Consider the following 19,838-nt stretch of genomic DNA (forward strand, 5'->3'; position numbering starts at 1 on the left):
CTCACCCCCACTCTGACACCTGCCATGACTTCAGTCGACAATCGCGCCCGCCTTGTGCTGGGCAACTGGAAGATGCACGGCAACCTGGCCGAGAACGCCGCGTTGCTGACCGAGCTGCGCGCCGCGGATGCCGCGAGCCACTGCGAGATCGGCATCTGTGTTCCGTTTCCCTATCTGGCGCAAGCCGGCTCGGCCCTGACCGGAAGCAGCGTGTCGTGGGGCGCGCAAGACGTCAGCGCACACGAAAAAGGCGCCTACACCGGTGAAGTGTCCGGTGCAATGCTGAAAGAATTCGGTTGCCGCTGGGCATTGGCCGGCCACTCCGAGCGCCGCGTGCTGCACGGTGAAACCGACGAAATCGTTGCCGCCAAGGCGCAAGCCGCGCTGGCCGCAGGCCTGACCCCGGTGGTCTGCGTCGGTGAATCGCTGGCGGATCGCGAAGCGGGCAACACGCTGGCCGTCATCGAGCGCCAGTTGAAGCCCGTGCTGGCCCTGGGCGCCGAATCGGTGGCGCGCATGGTCCTGGCTTATGAGCCCGTCTGGGCCATCGGCACCGGCCGCACTGCCAGCCCCGAGCAAGCGCAGGAAGTTCACGGCGCCATCCGCGCCGCCCTGCGCACGCTGGGCGCGGCGCAAGTACAAGTTTTATACGGCGGTAGCGTCAAAGCTGCCAACGCCGCCAGTTTGTTCGCCATGACTGATATCGACGGGGCCCTGGTCGGCGGCGCGTCGCTAGTGGCTGAAGAATTTTTGCGTATTGCCGCCATCTAAGTTTCCGTTCCGGAGTCTGTAATGCCCTTGATGCTTAAACTTTTGCTGGCCGTCCAAGTACTTTCCGCGCTGGCTATCATCGTCCTGGTCCTGCTGCAGCAGGGCAAGGGTGCCGACATGGGGTCCGCTTTCGGTAGCGGCTCGTCCGGCAGCCTGTTCGGTGCCACTGGCGCTGCCAACTTCCTGTCGCGCGCCACGAAGTGGGCCGCCGTGGTCTTCTTTGCGTCCACCGCCGGCCTGGCCTACGTCAGCCACAAGGGCACCAGCGGCCCGGCCGTTGACTCCGGCGTGATGCAAAGCTTCCCGGCCGACCGCTCCGTGCCGCAAGTGCCGGGCGCAGCCCCCGCTGCTCCCGCAGCCGGTGGTTCTTCGGTTCCGGGTGCCGCTTCGGTTCCGGCGGCGCCTGCCGCGCCGGCCAAGCCGGACGCTTCGGTGCCCGCTGCCCCGGCCGCTCCGGCCACCAAGCCGGCTGAAACGCCTGCCAAGTAAGATCGGGCAAGGTTGAAAAAGCCGGCGTGCGCGCCGGCTTTTTTATTTTGCGCCGTTGGGACCGGAGCCCGAAATCTGCTCCATTCCGGGTTCTACTAAATCCATGCTAGAATGCTCGACTTTCTGGCCTTGCCTATCGGTAGGGTTACAGAAATCTGGTGAATGCCGACGTGGTGAAATTGGTAGACACGCTATCTTGAGGGGGTAGTGGCGAAAGCTGTGCGAGTTCGAGTCTCGCCGTCGGCACCAAGAATTCCTCGCAAAAAAGCCCGCTGAAACGCTACGTTTCAGCGGGCTTTTTGCTTTGCCTTTGCGTTTGCCTTTGGCCTTGGACACATGGCCATTGAATGCCTCAATGCAAGTTCCCGCCAAACGCCACCACCGCCACCACGAATGTCGTGAGCCCGACCGCCGCCAATCGATACGCCCGCTTCGCGGCATGCGCGTTGTTTCGGCTTAGCCCGATCAGCGTCGCCACCGTCGACCACAATCCCGTGAACGCCAGCAGCGACAGCGTGTACACCCAATCCGACAGGTCATAGCCGCCACCCCCAATCGATACAGGCGCCGACGTCCGTGGCCACAGCAACGCAATCAGTGTGCCGGCCACCACGGCAAAGACGGCAAGCCAAGCCAGAAATGCGCGGTCCTTCAGCATGGTTTCGATCCTAGGGTTTCAGTTAGGGGATGTAATGCGCACGCCCATGCACGCCAAAACAGTGATGCGGCACTGTTATAAAGGGCGTTGTAGATTCAACGGTAGGGCAAGCTTATGTCGATTCAACAGTTGATCCGTTGCGGTGCGGCAGCGTCGCTAATCGCGATGGGTACAGGATGTTCCATGGTTGGCTTGGGAGACTCCCGTAGCAGCGAGTGCCAGTGGTATCGCAGCAGCTGCATGCACGAAGGCTCATACGACCCCGGCGAAGAAGACTACGCCGAAGAAGAGGCAAAGCGCTTGAACAAGCAGTCTTCCGATCGGCTGCGCCGCAGCTCGGGCGACTGAAGCAACTGAAGCAACTGAAGCGGCTGAAGTAGCTGAACCCGCCGAAGCCACTGAATCGCGCCCGTGCGGCAAGATTCAGGCTTCCAGGTAATGATTGCGCAAGACGTCGGCGTCTATCTTCAGCGCGTCTTTCAGATACCGTTCCATGCTGCCGTATTCCTGCTTGATGGCTTGCACCGACGCGTCCAGGTACGCGGGCGCCACTTCCAGCAGCGGCATCATCACGTCGTCCTTGATGCCGCTGGCGCTGGACTTCGCCAGGATGTCCTCAAAGAACCGGGCGTTGCAGTGATTCGATTCCAGATAATTCGACAGGATATCGTCCTGCGCCACGCCCAGCGCCGATAGCAGCAACAGCGATGCGAAGCCGGTGCGGTCCTTGCCCGCCGTGCAATGAAAGAGCAGCGTCTTGCCCGTCATCGCCGTGTTCATGAAGCCGCCAAACGCGGCCTGGTAGCGCGACGGAAATTCTCGGTAGATCTCGACCATCATGGTCGTCGCGAATGCCGGGCTGGCGTCGCGCAGGCGCGGCAGCAGGGACGCCATGGCCATATTGCCGTCCAGCACGGGCGATGCAATCCAGTGAAAGCGTTGGCCGAAGTGCGCCTCGTCGTGGGCCTTTTCCGGTTCAGCGCGAAAGTCGATGACGGCTTCCAAACCCAGCGCGCCCAGCCGTTCCAGGTCGGCGGCGCTGGCGCGGCCCGGGTTGCCGCTGCGAAACAGTTTGCCCCGCCGCACGCGCCGGCCGTCGATCCCGGCCAGCCCGCCCAGGTCGCGCGCATTGTGCACGTTCTCAAGCTCCAGGCGGCGCTGCATGGCTTCGGGCGTTGGCATGAATGGGTGTTGCTGGCGCATGGGGGTCGGCATGGGTTCCTTCACGTGTAAACGGGTCGGTGGATCGTAGCACCACGGGCGCGCTCGCAGCGGCCATGCCGCCCTTATGGGGGGGCTGCGCCGGCGCTCGTTTGGGCAATAGCCGCCCGGGCCTAAGCCCCCAGCTTGCCCAGCAATTCAATCAGCTGCCGCTTTTCCGCCGCACCCAGTTCCTGGCTGATCCGCGCGTCATGCGCCTGCACGGCCTCTGTAATGTCGGCCAGCACGGCGCGGCCGGCGTCCGTTGCTGCCAGGGAATAGGCGCGCTTATCGTGCTCGGCGTCCTGCCGTTCCACATAGCCCAGCGCCTGCAACTGGTTCACGATCTGCACGGCGCCCGACCGCGCGATGCCCTGGATGCGGGCCAGGTCCGTTAGTTTCAGGTGAGTATTCGCCGCAATCAATGTCAGCGCCGAAAACCGCTGGGGCGTGATGTCCCACGGCGCCAACGCGGCCAGGAAGTCCTCATAGATAACGATCTGCGCGCGGCGGATGGCGTAGCCGACCAGACCGTCCAGTGCGCCGTACTGGACGCCGGGGACGTGGGGCTGAAACTGCTCGCCTCGCGCGCCGGGGCGGCGGGGGCGTTGGGATGCGGCTCGTGACATGGCGGCGGCGCGGGGCAGGGTCCTGGTGTCAGGGGGCTCAACACTAATGCAGTCATGCGCGCCGCGCTACCGGATTACGGGAAATCCCCGGTGCGGAATCGGCGGCAATTTTGTTATGTTGCATAACAAATAAGACCAGGAGTAGACATGCAAATCGTCATCGCCGGCGCCGGCATCGGCGGGCTGACGCTCGCGCTGATGCTGCATCGGCGCGGCATCGAATGCCGCGTATATGAAAGCGCCCAGGAACTGAGACCGCTGGGCGTGGGCATCAACCTGCTGCCACACGCGGTCAGCGAGCTGGAACAGCTGGGCCTGATGCCCGCGCTGGCCGAGCGCGCCATCGAAACGTCGCAGCTGCACTACTACAACAAGTTCGGCCAGCCCATCTGGCGCGAGCCGCGTGGCGTTCAAGCGGGTTATCCGCTGCCGCAATTCTCGGTGCACCGGGGCGAATTCCAGATGCTGCTGGCGCAGGCGGTGCGAGACCGTTTGGGCAACGATGCCATTGTGACGGGCATGGTGCTGGAATCCGCCGAGCAGGACGCGGACGGCGCCACGGCAGTGTTCCGGCGGCGCGCGGACGGATCGTTGCACCGCGTGCGCGGCGATATCCTGGTGGGCGCCGACGGCATCCATTCCGCGTTGCGCCGCCAACTGCATCCGGTGGGCGACGAACCCCGCTTCTCTGGCCGCATGCTGTGGCGCGCGGTCACCGAGGCCCCGCCCTACCTGGACGGGCGCAGCATGTTCATGGCCGGTCATCAGGACCAGAAGTTCGTCTGCTACCCGATCTCTGAACCGCTGCGCCGCGAAGGGCGCTCGCTGATCAACTGGATTGCCGAACTTTCCGTGCCGGGCGCCGAACTGCCGGCCACCGACTGGAACCGCCAGGTGGACAAGTCGGTGTTCGCGGACAGGTTCGCCAACTGGCGCTGGGACTGGATCGACATTCCCGCGATCATCGACGGCGCAGAAGCCATCTACGAATTTCCCTTGGTGGACCGCGACCCGCTGCCGCGCTGGACGCGGGGGCGCGTGACGCTGTTGGGCGACGCCGCGCATCCCATGTACCCCATTGGTTCGAACGGATCGGCGCAAGCCATCCTGGACGCGCGCTGCCTGTCGGATTGGCTGGCGCAGGCGGCCGGCGGTCGCGTACGCACGCCGGAAGTCGCATTGTTGGAATATGAGGCCGAGCGCCTGCCGCGCACGGCCGGCATCGTGCTGCGCAACCGCTTGAATGGCCCCGAACAAGTCATGCAGATGGCCGAAGAACGCTCGCCCCACGGTTTCACCGACATCCACGATGTGATGGCGCACGAGGAATTGGCGGCCGTATCGCTGCGCTACAAACAACTGGCGGGATTCGATCCCGCCGCCTTGAAGAAAAGCCGGGAAGCCACGCCATGAGCACCATCGATGTCTTGACCGACCCCGAAGCCCCCCGGCTCGAACACGTCACCACCGTTATCGTCCAGGTTGGCGCACCGCAGGAAGTGGGCGACACGCCGCAAGGCCGCCGCCGCGTCATCCCGATTACGGGCGGCACCGCGCAAGGCCCACGCCTGACAGGCAAGGTGCTGCCGGGCGGCGCCGATTTTCAGGTGATCCGCTCGGCCACGTACACCGACATTCACGCGCGCTACGTCATCGAAACGCCCGAGGGCGATCGCGTCTACGTCGAGAACACCGGCATACGCACCGGCCACGCGGACGACATCGCCCGGTTGGTGCGCGGCGAACCCGTGGACCCCGCCAGGATTTATTTCCGCAGCTATCCGCGCTTTGAAACGGCGGCGCCCGCACTGGGCTGGATGAACGAAAGCCTGTTCATCGGCACGGGCGCACGCTATCCCGACCGGGTCGAACTGCGCTTCTACCGCATTTGCTGAACCCGCGGCATCCGCCGTGGCATGACGATAAAAACGACTCGGAGACAACCATGACTTCAATGCTGCGCCGCCTGTTGGGCGGCTTCCTGCTGTGCGTGCCGCTTGCCGCGATGGCGCAATTTCCCAATGGGCCGGTGCGGCTGAACGTGGGGTTTCCGCCCGGCACCGGGCCCGACATCGTGGCGCGCACGCTGTCGCAACACATGGGTCCGTTGCTAGGCCAAAGCGTGGTCGTGGAAAACAAGGTGGGCGCGGGCGGGCAGATCGCCGCGCAGACCGTGGCGCGCAGCCCGGCCGATGGCCAGACGATTCTGCTGGGCGAAGTCGGCTCCATCAGCATCTCGCCCGCCACCTACCGCAACCTGAATTACGATCCGCCGCGCGATTTTGCGCCGATCTCTGAAGTGGTGCGCGCCGACTTCGTGCTGGTCGTGCCGGCCGATTCCCCGTATCAGGACCTGACGGCGTTTATCGACGGCGCGAAGAAGGCGTCCGATCGCATCAACTTCGCCACCTTCGGGGCGGGTACGCCGGGCCACTTTGGCGCCGAGTTGTTTGCGCGCGAAGCGGGCATGAAGATCGAGGCCATCCACTACCGCTCAACGGGCGATGCGGTGTCCGGCCTGGTGTCCGGCGCGGTGCAGGCCGCGTTCGTGACAACGGCGCTGGCCGTGCCGCAAGTGCAGGGCGGCAAGGTGCGCGCCTTGGCCATCACCGGCGCGCAGCGCTCGCCCGCGCTGTCGGCGGTGCCGACCTTTGCCGAACGCAGCCTGCCCGCCGTGAACTTCGGCGCGTGGTTCGCGCTGTTCGCGCCCGCCGGCACGCCGGATGCGGTACTGGACCGCCTGCAAAAAGACAGCGCCGCCGCGCTGCGTCAGCCCGCTGCCGTACGCAGCCTGGCCGAGGCCGGCTTCGTGGTGGTGGGATCCGACCGCCAGACGCTGCAAGCGTTGTTGAGCAGCGAATCCAAGCGCTGGAGCGATGTGGTGAAGGCCACGGGTTTCCGCGCCGACTGATCGTTGCCGGCCCCTCCCGTTTGCCGGCATCCACGTTGCCGGCATCCCGTTGCAGGCATCCCGTTGCAGGCATCCCGTTGCGTGGCCGCAAGCCATCACGGCGCCATCAACGCTTCGGCCTGATAGGCGTCGTGCAGCAATGCCATGAACGCGGGCGCGTCCGGCATCGCGGTGTCGCCGATACGCCTCACCGCGACGCCCGGCGTCCAGGAGTTCATCACGGCGGCCCCCGCCATGGCCGGCAGGTCGGCCAACCTCACGGGCTGCACCCGCTGCGGTATCTGCCTGTCGCGCAGCTGCCGCTGCACGATACCCATCGTCGTGCCGGTCAGCATCTGGGCATCGGGCCACACTACGGCCTGCCCATCCCAGAACGCAAGGTTCCAGATGGACGCCTCGCTCAAACGACCCTGCCGGTCGACGAAGGCTGCGTCGTCGGCGCCTTGCCGGGCCGCCTGCCGCAACAGATACGTCTTGGCGACTTCGCCCACATGCTTCACGGCCGGCAGCATCCGCTCGTGTTGCATCGCCGCCAACGACAGGGGCCCGGCCGGGCCATTTGAAGGCGGCCCGGTCCGTACCAGGATGTCCAGCGGGGTATCGCCCTGGGCAACGGTGAATTCGCCGGCTGGGGAATAGACGGTGGCCACCAGGGATAAGTCCTCGGGGCTGGCGCCGATGGCCGAACGCAGCGCATCCACGATGGCGGTATCGGGCAGCGCCTGCCCGAACATCGTCAGCGAGGCCGCGCGCAAACGTGCCAGGTGCAGGTCCAGGCCCCGGACCCGTCCGCCGCGTACCTGCATCGCGGTGAAGTGGGCGTAGCCGGCAAACGCCAGCGGGGCCAGGTCGGCGGCGGTGGCGGGCAGGCCGTTGCGCTGCGTGACATAGGGAAAGCTATCCAAGGCGGGCATGAGGGATATCCGGGCTGATCATCAAGTTTCGCCACTATCCTGCATTGCAAGCGCCTGGGGAAACGAGTTATTTTCACGCCATTATCAAATTTGGCTTGAAGATCATGAATCGCCTGCTGCCCGGCACCCGTGCTTTGCGTACCTTGGAAGCGGCAGCGCGTCACCTGAACTTCACGCGCGCTGCCGACGAACTTGGGCTGACGCCAGCAGCCGTCAGCTATCAAATCAAAGAGATCGAAGAACAACTGGGCGTGGTGCTATTCACGCGCACCAGCCGCAGCATTCAATTGACGCCTGCCGGCACGGTGCTGTTCGACGCCGCTGCCGACGCGTTGCACACGTTGCAGCAGGCGGTGTCCAAGGCGCGACGGCTGACGCGGGGCGATGCCCAACTGCGGCTGTCAGTGGGCGCGCGCTTTGCCACGCACTGGCTGTTGCCGCGCCTGCCTCAGTTTCAGGCCGAACACCCCGGCTTGGCATTGACGTTCGACATCAGCGATGCCGTGCGCGACTTTGCCGCTGACGATGTGGACGCGGCCATCCGATTCGGCGCGGGCGATTACCCCGGTGCGGTGTCCCATCGGCTATTTCATACCGTCGTCGTTCCCGTGTGCAGCCCGGCGCTGTTGCAATGTGGCCGCCCGTTGGGTCGCCCGCAGGACTTGTTCAACCACACGTTGTGCTACGTAGACTGCCGGCCCGGCGGCATTGTCTGGCCGAACTGGCCGATGTGGATGGCGGCGGCGGGCGTTGATGGCTTCGACGATAGCCGTAGCGTCGCCTTCGCGGAATCCAGCCACGTGGTGCAAGCCGTGATGGACGGCGCGGCAGTGGGCTTGGTGGAATGGGAACTGGTCGAACGCGACGTGCAGGCCGGCCGCCTGGTCCGGCTGTTCGACGTGGGGGTTCGGGTGGCGCCGGAATACGCCTATCACCTGGTGTATCCGGCGGCCAGCGCCTCCGACCGCCGGGTATGCGCATTGCGGGATTGGATGCTGCGGACCGTCAGCGCCGCGGATGCCATCAAACAGCACTATCAACCCGGCTCGTTCCACGAATAGAACAGTTTGTTCCGTCCAAAATCGGCCGTTTTGGCCCTGCCGCTAGTGCGCGTGTCACGGTTCGACCGTTAGAATTCGTTCCCATACCACCCCCTATCTACCAGTCGAAAGGTCAAGTCCCATGAGCAACGCTTATCTCGAGGCACTCAAGAAGCGCCGTACGCAGTATTCGCTGGGCCGTAATGTGTCGGCCTCCAAAGAAGAACTGGCCAGCCTGATCCAGGAAGCCATCAAGCACAGCCCTTCGTCGTTCAACTCGCAAAGCTCGCGCGCCGTCATCCTGTTTGGCGATGAAAGCGTGAAGCTGTGGGACCTGGCCATCGAAGAAGTGCGCAAGGTTGCGCCGGCCGAAGGTTTCGACAAGACCGAAGCCAAGCTCAAGAGCTTCGCCGCCGGCGTGGGCACCGTGCTGTTCTTCGAAGACCAGGACGTGGTGCGCAGCTTGCAGGAAAAATTCGCGCTGTATGCCGACAACTTCCCGGTGTGGTCCGAGCAGTCGGGCGGCATGGCTCAATTGTCCACCTGGGCAGCCCTGGCCAACGCCAACGTCGGCGCCAGCTTGCAGCATTACAACCCGCTGATCGACGGCGTGGTCGCGCGTGAATGGAACGTGCCGGCCTCGTGGAAGCTGCGCGCGCAAATGCCGTTCGGCTCCAACGAGAACGGTTTTGGCGACAAGCCTTTCATGGACGATGCCGAGCGTTTCCGCGTGGTTGGCTGAATGCCCTGACGTGACGCAGGCGCCGGTCGCCTGATCAAAAACGCCATGCAAGCCCGCACTTCCGACACAGGAAGCGCGGGCTTTTTCATGGGCCGGCGCAAATTGTCGACAAGTGCATAATGGTCGTTTGTCCGGCCCGACTCCTTTGGGCCGGCAGCGCTGCCGCGCGGCAGCAAGCGCGCTTGAAGGAGAGATGCCGTATGGATCCGATACTTGCCGGGCTGTCCAGATCCTTGCCCCAAGCCAAAACGGTCGAGCAACTGACCCGCCCCTTGCTGGACATGTTGGGCAGCGTGACGGGATTGGAATCCACGTACCTGACCGAGATCGATCTGAAGGCCGATTTGCAGCATGTGCGCTACGCCCGCAACGTGGGCGACTTGCAGATTCCCGAAGGCTTGTCCGTGCCATGGTCGGACACGCTGTGCAAGCGCGCCCTGGAAGACGGGCGCATGTGCACCAGCGACGTGGCCAATTGCTGGCCGGATTCCGAAGCCGCGCGCCAGCTGGGCATCCAGACCTACGTCAGCGCGCCCGTGCGTACCGACGAAGGCCAGCTGTTGGGCACGTTGTGCGCCGCCAGCGCGCGCCAATTGCAGTTGGCGCCGCAGGCCGAGTCCGTGTTGAAGCTGTTCTCGAACGTGATCGCCAACTTCCTGCAACGCGAAATGTTGATGGAACAACTGCACTCGGCCAACGTCCAGCTGATGTCCTACGCGATGACGGACCCGCTGACGGGCCTGCCGAATCGCCGTGCCCTGTACGAAGAGCTGGAACGCCTGGAACAACGTGCGTTGCGCGAAGGCGGCAGCGTGTTGGTGGGCGTGATCGACCTGGATGGTTTCAAGGGCATCAACGATACGTACGGCCATCAGCAGGGGGATGTGTTCTTGCAGGAGATCGCACGCCGCGTCGCCGCCGCCTTGCGCACGTCCGACATGCTGGGCCGCATCGGTGGCGACGAATTCGTGCTGGTGGGGCCAGGCCCCGAGCTGGATCGCATGGACGCCACGGCGGGCGCCGCCGCGCAACGGGGTGACGCCATGGAAGCCGCGCGGTCGCTGGAAGAACGCGCCACGGCGGCCACGGCAGGGCGCTACCAGCTAGGCGATGCCGTGGTGTCTTACGAAGGAGCCAGCGTGGGTGTGGTGGCCGTGGACCCGCGCGGCCTGGACGCCGAAGCGGCGGTTCGCCTGGCCGACGCGCGCATGTACGAGATCAAGCGCGCGCGCAAAGGGGCGCGCACGATCCATTAAGCATCACCGATACGCCCGCTCGGCCGCCGACCACTTCAACGTCTTGCGCCACTTGCCGCCTTGTTGGCGCAGTTGCAGGTCAAAGTAGCCGTCGGTTTTCTCGGGCAGCACAATCAGGAGGTTGCTGGCGTCGGACATGTCGTGATCGCGCGTGCCGTCGGGATGCCAGTCGCCCGCGATGGACTTGAAGAAGGACATGGGTTGCGCGAACACCACGCGCAGCGTGGGGCCGTCGATGTGGAACAGGTACAGGGCCTCGAAGTTGGCGCCGCCGCCTGAATAGCCTTCGCTCCATCCGGCGCGCACGCCGAAGGCCACGGCGCCGGGGGCGATCTTGTAGGCGGCCAGATCGAAGCGTTTCCATTCGGTGGGCACCGACAGCAACGGCGCGTTGGCGTCTTCCGTTGCTACGTCCTGGGGCAGGTCGATATCGGTATCGCGCCAGTCGGTGGGCGTCTTGACGGGGCCGTTGGTGCGCGCCAGCAGCGTGGGGGCGGCGCCCGGCGTCGTGCCGAACACGCCAAACCAGACGCCGTTCTTGTCGTCGTCGCTGGACAGGTCGGCGCATTCGCCGCCACCGTATTTGATCAGCTGCGCCGCGCGTTCGGGCGTGGACGCCAGGCAGACCATTGCGACAAACGTGCCCGGGCGCTGCCCCCACGGCTTTGCGCCGGCCACCAGCAGCCGCTTGGGATCCTGGCCCGGGGCCAGTTGCTGCACCAGGAATTCACGCGTGAAGCCGTCGGGCAGCGCAACGCCCAACCCGTCCGGTTGGGGCGCGCCGCTCATCTGGCTGTCGTACATCCGGCGGGCATCTTCCGTCTGGATGGCGCCGCGCGCCTTGTCCAGCGACGGCACCGTCGTGTCTGCCCATGCTTGCGGCACATATGACGCGCAGGCCAACAGGGGGGTCAACAGTAGCGAGGCGAATCGGATGCGCATGGGTAAGGGAAGCGTGTTAGGGGTTGAGGAAGCCGGCGCAGGATAGCGCGGGTGCACGTTTCAGAACGTTGAACTCTGTTTCTATTTTGTAAGTTGATTTCATGCAGAATGGCACGCCGGGGGTCCGGCGCCACGCTGGCCCCGCTGGCTTACGCAAAGAGAGAAGACGCAATGACATTGGCACGTTTCCCACTGAACGCGGTGAAGGGCGTTTTTCTGGCCGGCGTGTTCGCGCTGTCCGCGCCGGCGATGGCCATCAATTGCGCCAAGGCGGGTACCGCCGTCGAAAAGCTGATCTGCGCCGACAAGGCCACCGTCGCGGCCGATGCGAACTTGAATCGCGCTTACCAGGCGATCTTGAAGCAGGCGCCCGACGACAGCATCCGCGCGATGCTGGTCGCCAGCCAGAAGCGGTGGCTGGCCGCGCGCGATCGTGCGCTGGACCACTTGCTTGGCGACCCGGACACCGTGCCCGATGACAAGACCGCCGGCGAGATTGCGCGCGAGCTGATCGAGAACCGCAGCGCGCAGTTCAAGGAAACCGGCAAGGGCGCCACCACGCCCACGATCATCAGCAGGGCGGTTCAGCAGCAGAAGTTTCAATCGCAATTCACGGGCGGCGCGTTCGCCGGCTATTGGACGACTTGCGACGTGCTGCCGCACGATTATGTCGACTACGAGTGCTTTGCGATTCGTCATTACCAGAACAACGACCGCGTGTGCACGGTGGACGAGTCCTGGGCGTCGGGCGCCGTCTACACCAAGCGCTACGTCGCCAACGTGGTTGACGGCAAACCGCGCGTCATCGCGTCGTGCTCGTTCAATAGCGCCGACGAAGCCTGCGCGACCGTCGCGGACACGAAGGCGAACTGGAACCGGCATCCCGAGGCGCCCCAGTACGTGTATGCCGACACGCCGCTGCCCAAGCTGGATGGCGAGATCGATGCGTCGGACGATGCAGAATGGGTGCAGGCCTGCCTGACCGACCCGGCGTATCCGCCGGCGCAATAGCCAGGCGGCGGGGGCGCGCATGGGGCTGGCATGGGGCAGGCATGGGGTGCTCGGACCTCATGCCATCGATATTCAAACCGATACGCAAAACTTGCTGTTTCCCGAGGGCAGAGGCGCCGTCGCGTCTTAAAATCCGGCATTGCAGATTTTCGCTGCCGGCATCGGCCCGCGCGGAACGAACCGAGAGATATCGATGGATAAGCGACAAGACCTGGAACCCCCGGCGATCCAGGAGGGCGCGGCCCAGACCGGCGCGGTGCAAACCGGCGCGTTGCTGATCGACGTGGTGCATGCTGACCTGGCGCATGCCACGGCGTCTGGCGCGCGGGATGCTATCGACGCCATCGCCATCGACATCGAAGCTGACCCTACGCTGGGCTACGCCTCGATTCAGAACGCGGTGCCCATCGTGCGTACGTTGCGCCTGACGAACCGTTCCGAGCACACATTCGAGAACATCGAGGTGCGGCTGCGCTGCAACCCCGCCTTTGCCCAACCCGTAACGCTGCGCTTTGACGTGCTGGTGCCGGGAGAAATTCGCCGTATTTCCCCGCTGGACCTGACGCCTGACCACAGCTACGTGGCCGATCTGCAAGAGGCCGTGCGCGCCAGTATTGACGTGGTGGTGCAGTCAGGCTCGCAGGAACTGGGTCGGGCCTCGCAACCGATATCCGTGTTGGCGTATGACCAATGGGCCGGCACGCGCGCCTTGCCGGAATTGCTGGCGGCGTTTTCCATGCCGAACAATCCGGCCGTGGATGGACTGATCGGCAAGGCGTCCAAGCTTCTGCGCGCGCAGTACGCCGACCTGCAAATGAACGGCTACCAGTCCAAAAGCCGCGACGTCGTCTGGAAGCAGGTGTCCGCCATCTACAGCACACTGGCTGCGGAATCGCTGCACTATGCCGAACCGCCCGCCTCGTTCGGCGTGGACGGGCAGAAAATTCGCACACCGGATCGCATCATGGACGCGCGGGTGGCAACCTGCCTGGACCTGGCGATGCTGTTCTCGTCCTGCCTGGAGCAGGCGGGATTGCGTCCGGTGATTCTGATGAAGGACGGGCACGCCTGGGTGGGCGTGTGGCTGCATCAAGCGTGCTTTGCAGACCCGCTGACCGATGATGTGCAGGCGGTAAGAAAGCGCGTGGACAGCGGCGAATTCCTGGTCTTCGAAACGACCGGCATCGCGCAGCATCCCAACTTCCGGCCATCGTTGCGGCGCGCGTTGGAGCAGGGCGCGGCACATCTGCGCGAAGAAAATACCTTCCGCTACGCCATCGACGTGCATCGCGCGCGCGAATTGCAAATCAAACCGCTGCCTTCGCGCGGGGTGTTGGTGGCGCCCACGGATGCCGATGACACCGAACACCCTGCCGCCATCGAGCCCACGCCCGAGCTGCCGCCGCTGGATCCGGAATTCGTGATCAGCCTGGAGCCCGCCGATGACACGCCGGAAGGCCGGCTGGCCAAGTGGAAGTCGCGCCTGCTGGACCTGACGCTGCGCAACCGGCTGCTGAACTTCAAGCTGACCAAATCGACCCTGCCGCTTGTTGTGCCGGACCTGGCAAAACTGGAAGACGCCATTGCCGACGGCAGCGAATTCCGTATTCGTCCGCTGCCCGCCGCCTTGATGGACGGCAGCGACCCGCGCATGGCCGAGGTGCATGTGGGCCGGGGCGGCCGCGCGCCGCTGGACGACATGGCGCTGGACGCGCTGGGCAACAAGGAACTGATCGCACGGGTTACGCAGGAAGCGCTGGACGCCAACCTGCTGACCATCTTCGGCGCGGCGCGCATCGGCCTGGAAGAGGGCGGCGCCAACACGCTGTACCTGGCGATGGGCATGCTGCGCTGGACGGAAAGCCCCGGCGCGGAAAGCGCGCATCTGGCGCCGCTGATCCTGGTGCCGGTCTCGCTGCAACGGCAGTCGGTGCGCAGCGGCTTTCGCCTGGTTCGCCACGACGACGAGACCATCATCAACCCCACGTTGCTGCAAATGCTGCGCAACAACTACGAGCTGCGCATTCCGGGGCTGGACGTTTTGCCCGCGGACGACAAGGGCGTGGACGTGGCCCGGGTGTTGCAGGCGTTCCGCTTGGCCGTGCGGGAAATCGCGGGCTGGGAGGTACTGGAACAGGTGCATCTGGGCATTTTTTCGTTCACCAAGTACCTGATGTGGAAGGACTTGCAGGACCGCACCGAGCAGTTGAAAGCCAACCGCGTCGTCAAGCATCTGATTGATCATCCGGGGCAGGCGTTTGCCAAAGAGCCTTTGGATCAGCGCTTTGACCGCCTGGACGACAGCTATCGGCCCCAAGACCTGCTGACCCCGCTGCTATCCGATTCGTCGCAACTGAAAGCGATTTGCGCGGTGGACGCGGGCCGCGACCTGGTGTTGGAAGGGCCGCCCGGCACGGGCAAGAGCCAGACCATCACGAACCTGATCGCGCATCTGCTGGCGCGCGGCAAGACGGTGTTGTTCGTCTCGGAAAAGATGGCCGCGCTGGAAGTGGTGCATCGCCGTTTGGCCAATATCGGGCTGGGCCCGTTCTGCCTGGAACTGCATTCATCCAAGGCGCGTAAATCCGAGGTGTTGCAACAGCTGGGGCGTGCGTTGGATCACAGCGGGCAGCGCACCAGCGACGATTGGGCGCGCGAGGCCGAACGCGTGAGCGTGCTGCGCCAGGACTTGAACGGGCTGGTCGACGCCCTGCATCACGCGCATGCCAACGGCCTGACGGTTTATGACGCCATCGGCACCTGCATTCAGAATGCGGGCAAGGAGCCGTCGCCGATGTTCTGGGCCGACGCGCAGGCGCATCAATACCAAGACCTTGCGCAGCTGCGCGAGACCGCGCGCCGCATGTCGACCTTGTCCAAGGAGCTTGGCGTGCTGCATGGCCATCCGCTGGCGCATATCGGCATGGCCGAATGGAGCCCCAGCTGGCAAGACGCGTTGCTGGCCGCGGCGCACGCGCTGGAGCAGGCGGTGGCAAGCTTGCAGACGCAGGCGGCGGCCGTGGGCGATGGGTTCGGTGTGCCGGCGCAGGGTTTGAGCCTGAACGCCTACGCGCGTCTGGATACGCTGGCTGACGTGCTGCTCGCCGCACCGCAGGTGCCCGCCGGCTTGGCCACGCAGGCGCACGACCCCGCCGCGCGCTTCCAGGTGCAGGCGCTGGTGCGTCATGGCCAGGCGCGCAACGCGCATTGGGAACAGGTGGGGGCGCAATGGACCGCGCAGTTGGCCGAGCTGGATGCCAATACGCTCAAGGCCGAGTGGCTGTCTGCCTGCTCGGCATGGTGGCCGAAGTCCGTCTTCGCCAAGGGCGGTATCCGCAAGCGGCTGGCGGGCTATCGCACGGACAGCCAGCGGCCGGACGAGGGGTCGATTACCGCCATGCTGGCGCCCTTGGCGCTGGTGAACATCGAAGACCGCGAGCTGGCTGCGTTGAAGGCGGACGCGCAGCGCTTGCTGCAAGACCGCTACACGGGACTGGCCACGGATTGGGAGCAGGTGCAGCGGCATGAGCAATGGGCCGAACGCTTTGCCGATGCGGTCACGCAGGCGGCGGGCGACCCGGTTTCCGCAGCCGACCTGCGCACCCGGCTGCAAGCACTGGTGGGCGAAAACCGCGCCTTGCTGCAACCTGGGGCACCGTTGGGCAAGGCTTTGCTGGGCTACCGGGATGCGTGGCGCGGTCTGCAAGACTGCTTGGCGCAAGTGGACGCGCTGGCCAAACCGCCCGAACCACTGGCGGGCGCGCCCGAGGCTAATGGCGCGCTTGAACGCATCCTGGGTGTGCTGGCGGGCTGGCGTCACAACAAGCAATTGCTGATGCCGTGGTGCGTATGGCGTCAGGCGCGCGAGCAGGCCATTGCGATGCAGCTGCAAGGCTTGGTCGCATCGCTTGAGCAGGGCCGCGTGCCGCTGGAGCAGGTCGAAGCGCATTTTGAATTCAGTTATCGCAACTGGTGGGTAAAGAAGGTCATTGACCATACGCCCGTGCTGCGCGCGTTTTCCAGTGCCGACCACGAGCGTAAGATCCGAGAATTCCGCGACGCCGACGACCGCTTCCAGAAGCTGACGTCTGCCTACATCGCCGCCGTGCTGGCTGCCAAAGTGCCCGATGGCAACGGCGTGCTGGTCAGCCCGGATAGCGAGCTTGGCCTGCTGCGCCGCGAACTGCAAAAAAAGACGCGCCACGTGCCCGTGCGCCAGTTGATGCAGCGCTTGCCGTCGCTGCTGCCCAAGCTCAAGCCGTGCCTGCTGATGTCGCCGTTATCGGTGGCGCAGTATCTGGACGCCGGGCATTCGCAGTTTGATGTCGTGGTGTTTGACGAGGCCTCGCAGATTCCGGTGTGGGATTCGGTGGGCGCCATCGCGCGCGGTCAGCAAGTGGTGGTGGTGGGCGACACCAAGCAGTTGCCGCCCACCAGCTTCTTCAGCAAGTCCACGCCCGAAGACGACGGCGCGGGGGATGACGGACAGGTCGAAGACCTGGAGAGCATTCTGGACGAATGCCTGGGCGCCGACATGAACCGCCTGCGTTTGCAGTGGCATTACCGCAGCAAGCATGAAAGCCTGATCACGTTCAGCAACGTGACCTATTACGACTCGCAGCTGATCACCTTCCCGTCGCCCGTGACGGATGACGTGGCCGTGCGTCTGGAAAAGGTTGCGGGCATTTACGACCGGGGCGGCAGCCGCACCAACCGGCTCGAAGCCGAAGCCATCGTGCAGGGCATCGAGCAGCATTATCTGGACGAGTCGCGCCGCCGCCAGACATTGGGCGTTGTGACCTTCAACCAGCCGCAGCAAGCCCTGATCGAAACGCTGCTGGACGCCCGCCGCCGCGCCAATGCCGAACTGGACAAGGCGATTTCGGCGCAATCCCGCGAGCCGCTTTTCATCAAGAATCTGGAGAACGTGCAGGGCGACGAGCGTGACGTCATTTATTTCTCGATCACCTTCGGCCCGGATGCCGCCGGCAAGATGACGATGAACTTCGGACCACTGAACGGCGAAGGCGGACACCGCCGCCTGAACGTGGCCATTTCCCGCGCGCGCGAAGGCGTGGTGATCTACAGCACGCTGATGCCGGAACAGATCGACCTGTCGCGGGTGCGCGCCACGGGCGTGCGCGACTTGAAGCATTACCTGGAATTTGCGCTGAAAGGGCCGCGCGCCTTGGTCGAGCAGTCGCTGCCGACCGGCCGCGAACCGGACAGCCCGTTTGAAACGCAAGTCATCAAGGTGCTGCGCGACCATGGCTGGGTGGTGCATCCGCAGGTGGGCTGCTCGGGCTACCGCATTGACATGGGCGTGGTGGACCCGCGCGCGCCGGGCCGCTATCTGATGGGTATCGAGTGCGACGGCCGCGCGTACCACTCGGGCGCCACCGCGCGCGATCGCGATCGCTTGCGGCAGGTGGTGCTTGAAGGGCTGGGCTGGACGCTGCATCGGGTGTGGTCCACCGATTGGTGGATCAACCCCGAACGCGAAGTCGAGAAGATCCTGGCCCGCTTGAACGCGGAACTGGAACGCACGGTGCAGGACGAATCGCCCGTCGAATTTGTGATCACCACAGAAGAAGGCGATACCGCCTGGACGTCGGCAGACGGCGTGACCGAGCATGGCGTTGCACCCTATCGCGTAGCGGATTTGAGCACGGCCCCGGAGGGCGCTGACGCGTTCTACAACCGCGCCAACAACGCGCTGCTGGCAGAACAATTACGCCTGGTGATCGACACGGAAGGCCCCATCGCCGAGGCGGTGCTGCACCGTAAAGTGGCTCGTGCGTGGGGCCTGGAACGCACGGGCGTTCGGATCATTGAACGGTTGCGCACGTTGACGCCGATGGACGTGGGTCAGACAGACGAAGGCGAGGCCACCTTCTATTGGCCCGCCGGCGTCACGCCCGAAACCTGGAACGGCTTTCGCGGCGCAAGCGACGACGACGCCACGCGCCGCCGCGTGGACGATGTCTGCATTCAAGAACTGGCGAACGGCGTCCTGCACGTACTGGCGATGACCGGCAACGCGCCGAAAGCGGATGTGATCAAGTCCGTGTGCCGGCTGCTGGGCATGTCGCGTACCTTGGCCGATGCGGAAGCACGCATCGGACACGCGATAGCGGGGTTGGCGCAACGGGGCGTGGTGCGGGAGGAAATGGGGATGTTGCGGGTGGGGTAGGGGGGCATGAAGCCCTATCGCCGGGACGTAAGGTGTCAGTCTGTAATCACCGGGGCGAGATGGCAGGGTTAATGACCTGGATGTGTTGGTCCTTCGACCTCCGTATGAAAGCACTGCTCGTCGGGCGGGCAAATAGCGGGTCCGTTAATCCCATCCTTCAGCAAGATTTTGAAACCCTCTGCCCGGCGCTTCGCCTGACCCGTCCACATCACGGACGTAGAATGCCGCTTTGCTTTAAGTGCCATTCGGCTTCCAGGAACGAACCATGAAAAAAATAATTCTTCTTGCGTCCGCATGCGCCGCGCTGCTTTCCGCTTGCGCTCCGGTTTCCTCTCCCAGCGTAGGATCCTCTTCCATGCCCGACACCACTGCCGCCTCGCCCGCCAGCCAGCTGACCTTGCCCGCGTATTACTGGCGCCTGGTTTCTGCCACCGATGCATCCGGCAAGTCGATTCCGACGTTGCAGCCGGGCGTCGAGCATCAGCTGCGCCTGGCCTTCACGAACGATGCGTTGAATATCCGGGGCGGTTGCAATACGCAATTTGGCGGTTACCGCTATCAGAACGGCGTGTTGAAGGTGGATAACCTGGCGTCCACGATGAAGGCGTGCGAGCAGAGCTTGATGCAGCTGGATGCCGAGATCAATGCGCGCCTGAAAGGCGATCTGCGGGCCACGCTGTCGGGCGACACGCACGAGCCCGCGCTGGAACTGGTGGGTAAGGACGGCACCGTGCTCAAGTTTGTTGGCGAACCCACGCCCGAAACGCTGTACGGCAGCGCCGGCCAGATCATGTTCCTGGAAGTGGCCGCGAAAAAGGCCGAATGCAGCCACCCGATGATTCCCGATTACCAGTGCCTGATGGTGCGCGAGCGCCGCTACAACGAAGCGGGCGTGCAGCAGCCGACGCAGGATAAATGGCATCCGCTTTATCAATCCATCGAAGGGTTCAAGCACCAGGAAGGCGTGCGTACCGTGTTGCGCGTGAAGCGCTACGACTGGAAGAACCCGCCGGCGGACGCGCCGTCCAAGGTGTATGTGCTGGATATGGTGGTGCAGCAGGACGCGTCGAAAAAGTAGTCGC

Annotated in this window: 16 protein-coding genes and 1 tRNA gene; 12 read left to right on the forward strand and 5 right to left on the reverse strand. The window is 64.6% G+C overall.

All coding sequences use genetic code 11. The features are described 5' to 3' along the window. Window positions 1-24 precede the first annotated feature (24 nt). The 3 genes from tpiA (at window position 25) to AC6LJY_RS01230 (ending at window position 1,509) form a co-directional block, all read left to right on the forward strand. Window positions 25-771: a triose-phosphate isomerase gene (gene tpiA, locus AC6LJY_RS01220; RefSeq protein ID WP_046807028.1), complete on the forward strand. Its 747-nt coding sequence runs from the start codon at window positions 25-27 to the stop codon at window positions 769-771. A 21-nt stretch (window positions 772-792) separates the two neighbouring features. Continuing rightward, window positions 793-1,260, forward strand: a complete 468-nt coding sequence (gene secG, locus AC6LJY_RS01225) for a preprotein translocase subunit SecG (protein WP_046807029.1) — start codon at window positions 793-795, stop codon at window positions 1,258-1,260. 164 nt (window positions 1,261-1,424) lie between these two features. Then, a tRNA-Leu gene (locus tag AC6LJY_RS01230) sits at window positions 1,425-1,509 on the forward strand. Window positions 1,510-1,612: 103 nt separating this feature from the next. Here AC6LJY_RS01230 and AC6LJY_RS01235 read toward each other — a convergent pair. The 3 genes from AC6LJY_RS01235 to AC6LJY_RS01245 form a co-directional block, all read right to left on the reverse strand. Continuing rightward, window positions 1,613-1,918: a hypothetical protein gene (locus AC6LJY_RS01235; RefSeq protein ID WP_120154153.1), complete on the reverse strand. Its 306-nt coding sequence runs from the start codon at window positions 1,916-1,918 to the stop codon at window positions 1,613-1,615. Between the two features lie 423 nt (window positions 1,919-2,341). After that, on the reverse strand, window positions 2,342-3,133 hold the full coding sequence (locus AC6LJY_RS01240; protein WP_498135104.1) for a tyrosine-protein phosphatase: 792 nt from the start codon (window positions 3,131-3,133) through the stop codon (window positions 2,342-2,344). A 119-nt stretch (window positions 3,134-3,252) separates the two neighbouring features. Next, complete coding sequence (locus tag AC6LJY_RS01245; protein WP_046807032.1) at window positions 3,253-3,747, reverse strand: MarR family winged helix-turn-helix transcriptional regulator; 495 nt, start codon at window positions 3,745-3,747, stop codon at window positions 3,253-3,255. A gap of 147 nt (window positions 3,748-3,894) precedes the next feature. Here AC6LJY_RS01245 and AC6LJY_RS01250 point away from each other — a divergent pair, with 147 nt between their 5' ends. The 3 genes from AC6LJY_RS01250 to AC6LJY_RS01260 are packed head-to-tail and all read left to right on the forward strand — an operon-like array spanning window position 3,895 to window position 6,658. Further along, a complete protein-coding gene (locus AC6LJY_RS01250; RefSeq protein WP_498135105.1) occupies window positions 3,895-5,160 on the forward strand; it encodes a flavin-dependent oxidoreductase in 1,266 nt (421 codons plus the stop codon). Then, the gene (locus AC6LJY_RS01255) at window positions 5,157-5,642 is read left to right on the forward strand and encodes a DUF3237 domain-containing protein (protein WP_104142901.1); all 486 of its coding nucleotides are present in this window, start codon (window positions 5,157-5,159) and stop codon (window positions 5,640-5,642) included. The genes AC6LJY_RS01250 and AC6LJY_RS01255 overlap by 4 nt, the downstream gene beginning before the upstream one ends. 50 nt (window positions 5,643-5,692) lie before the next feature. Continuing rightward, complete coding sequence (locus AC6LJY_RS01260) at window positions 5,693-6,658, forward strand: Bug family tripartite tricarboxylate transporter substrate binding protein (protein WP_498135106.1); 966 nt, start codon at window positions 5,693-5,695, stop codon at window positions 6,656-6,658. A gap of 95 nt (window positions 6,659-6,753) precedes the next feature. On the opposite strand, the gene AC6LJY_RS01265 is transcribed toward AC6LJY_RS01260, so the two are convergent. Further along, entirely contained in the window at window positions 6,754-7,572 is an 819-nt protein-coding gene (locus AC6LJY_RS01265; RefSeq protein ID WP_498135107.1) for an aminotransferase class IV family protein, read from the reverse strand. A gap of 104 nt (window positions 7,573-7,676) precedes the next feature. On the opposite strand from AC6LJY_RS01265, the gene AC6LJY_RS01270 reads away from it, so the two are divergent. The 3 genes from AC6LJY_RS01270 (at window position 7,677) to AC6LJY_RS01280 (ending at window position 10,610) form a co-directional block, all read left to right on the forward strand. Beyond that, on the forward strand, window positions 7,677-8,633 hold the full coding sequence (locus AC6LJY_RS01270) for a LysR substrate-binding domain-containing protein (RefSeq protein WP_498135108.1): 957 nt from the start codon (window positions 7,677-7,679) through the stop codon (window positions 8,631-8,633). Window positions 8,634-8,754: 121 nt separating this feature from the next. Beyond that, window positions 8,755-9,354, forward strand: a complete 600-nt coding sequence (locus AC6LJY_RS01275; protein ID WP_046807037.1) for a nitroreductase family protein — start codon at window positions 8,755-8,757, stop codon at window positions 9,352-9,354. A gap of 200 nt (window positions 9,355-9,554) precedes the next feature. Then, window positions 9,555-10,610 carry a sensor domain-containing diguanylate cyclase gene (locus AC6LJY_RS01280; RefSeq protein ID WP_104142906.1) on the forward strand — a complete coding sequence of 352 codons (1,056 nt, stop codon included), beginning with the start codon at window positions 9,555-9,557 and terminating at the stop codon, window positions 10,608-10,610. Between the two features lie 3 nt (window positions 10,611-10,613). On the opposite strand, the gene AC6LJY_RS01285 is transcribed toward AC6LJY_RS01280, so the two are convergent. Continuing rightward, window positions 10,614-11,552, reverse strand: coding sequence for a DUF2059 domain-containing protein (locus AC6LJY_RS01285; RefSeq protein ID WP_104142908.1), 939 nt, complete (start codon window positions 11,550-11,552; stop codon window positions 10,614-10,616). Window positions 11,553-11,723: 171 nt separating this feature from the next. On the opposite strand from AC6LJY_RS01285, the gene AC6LJY_RS01290 reads away from it, so the two are divergent. From AC6LJY_RS01290 to AC6LJY_RS01300, 3 genes are all read left to right on the forward strand, one after another. Then, window positions 11,724-12,563 (forward strand): lysozyme inhibitor LprI family protein, encoded by an 840-nt coding sequence (locus tag AC6LJY_RS01290; RefSeq protein WP_498135109.1) that lies wholly within the window; start codon window positions 11,724-11,726, stop codon window positions 12,561-12,563. Between the two features lie 193 nt (window positions 12,564-12,756). Next, window positions 12,757-18,756: an anti-phage protein ProA gene (proA, locus tag AC6LJY_RS01295; RefSeq protein WP_498135110.1), complete on the forward strand. Its 6,000-nt coding sequence runs from the start codon at window positions 12,757-12,759 to the stop codon at window positions 18,754-18,756. Window positions 18,757-19,111: 355 nt separating this feature from the next. Continuing rightward, window positions 19,112-19,834 carry a DUF4377 domain-containing protein gene (locus AC6LJY_RS01300; RefSeq protein ID WP_498135111.1) on the forward strand — a complete coding sequence of 241 codons (723 nt, stop codon included), beginning with the start codon at window positions 19,112-19,114 and terminating at the stop codon, window positions 19,832-19,834. Window positions 19,835-19,838: the final 4 nt, after the last annotated feature.

Source organism: Achromobacter sp. RT286_PF, from assembly GCF_059760425.1.

Bases quoted from the DNA above. Each gene is read 5' to 3' on its own strand.
- tpiA (WP_046807028.1), top strand. From the start codon at position 25: ATGACTTCAGTCGACAATCGCGCCCGCCTTGTGCTGGGCAACTGGAAG.
- secG (WP_046807029.1), top strand. From the start codon at position 793: ATGCCCTTGATGCTTAAACTTTTGCTGGCCGTCCAAGTACTTTCCGCG.
- AC6LJY_RS01235 (WP_120154153.1), bottom strand. From the start codon at position 1,918: ATGCTGAAGGACCGCGCATTTCTGGCTTGGCTTGCCGTCTTTGCCGTG.
- AC6LJY_RS01240 (WP_498135104.1), bottom strand. From the start codon at position 3,133: ATGCCGACCCCCATGCGCCAGCAACACCCATTCATGCCAACGCCCGAA.
- AC6LJY_RS01245 (WP_046807032.1), bottom strand. From the start codon at position 3,747: ATGTCACGAGCCGCATCCCAACGCCCCCGCCGCCCCGGCGCGCGAGGC.
- AC6LJY_RS01250 (WP_498135105.1), top strand. From the start codon at position 3,895: ATGCAAATCGTCATCGCCGGCGCCGGCATCGGCGGGCTGACGCTCGCG.
- AC6LJY_RS01255 (WP_104142901.1), top strand. From the start codon at position 5,157: ATGAGCACCATCGATGTCTTGACCGACCCCGAAGCCCCCCGGCTCGAA.
- AC6LJY_RS01260 (WP_498135106.1), top strand. From the start codon at position 5,693: ATGACTTCAATGCTGCGCCGCCTGTTGGGCGGCTTCCTGCTGTGCGTG.
- AC6LJY_RS01265 (WP_498135107.1), bottom strand. From the start codon at position 7,572: ATGCCCGCCTTGGATAGCTTTCCCTATGTCACGCAGCGCAACGGCCTG.
- AC6LJY_RS01270 (WP_498135108.1), top strand. From the start codon at position 7,677: ATGAATCGCCTGCTGCCCGGCACCCGTGCTTTGCGTACCTTGGAAGCG.
- AC6LJY_RS01275 (WP_046807037.1), top strand. From the start codon at position 8,755: ATGAGCAACGCTTATCTCGAGGCACTCAAGAAGCGCCGTACGCAGTAT.
- AC6LJY_RS01280 (WP_104142906.1), top strand. From the start codon at position 9,555: ATGGATCCGATACTTGCCGGGCTGTCCAGATCCTTGCCCCAAGCCAAA.
- AC6LJY_RS01285 (WP_104142908.1), bottom strand. From the start codon at position 11,552: ATGCGCATCCGATTCGCCTCGCTACTGTTGACCCCCCTGTTGGCCTGC.
- AC6LJY_RS01290 (WP_498135109.1), top strand. From the start codon at position 11,724: ATGACATTGGCACGTTTCCCACTGAACGCGGTGAAGGGCGTTTTTCTG.
- proA (WP_498135110.1), top strand. From the start codon at position 12,757: ATGGATAAGCGACAAGACCTGGAACCCCCGGCGATCCAGGAGGGCGCG.
- AC6LJY_RS01300 (WP_498135111.1), top strand. From the start codon at position 19,112: ATGCCCGACACCACTGCCGCCTCGCCCGCCAGCCAGCTGACCTTGCCC.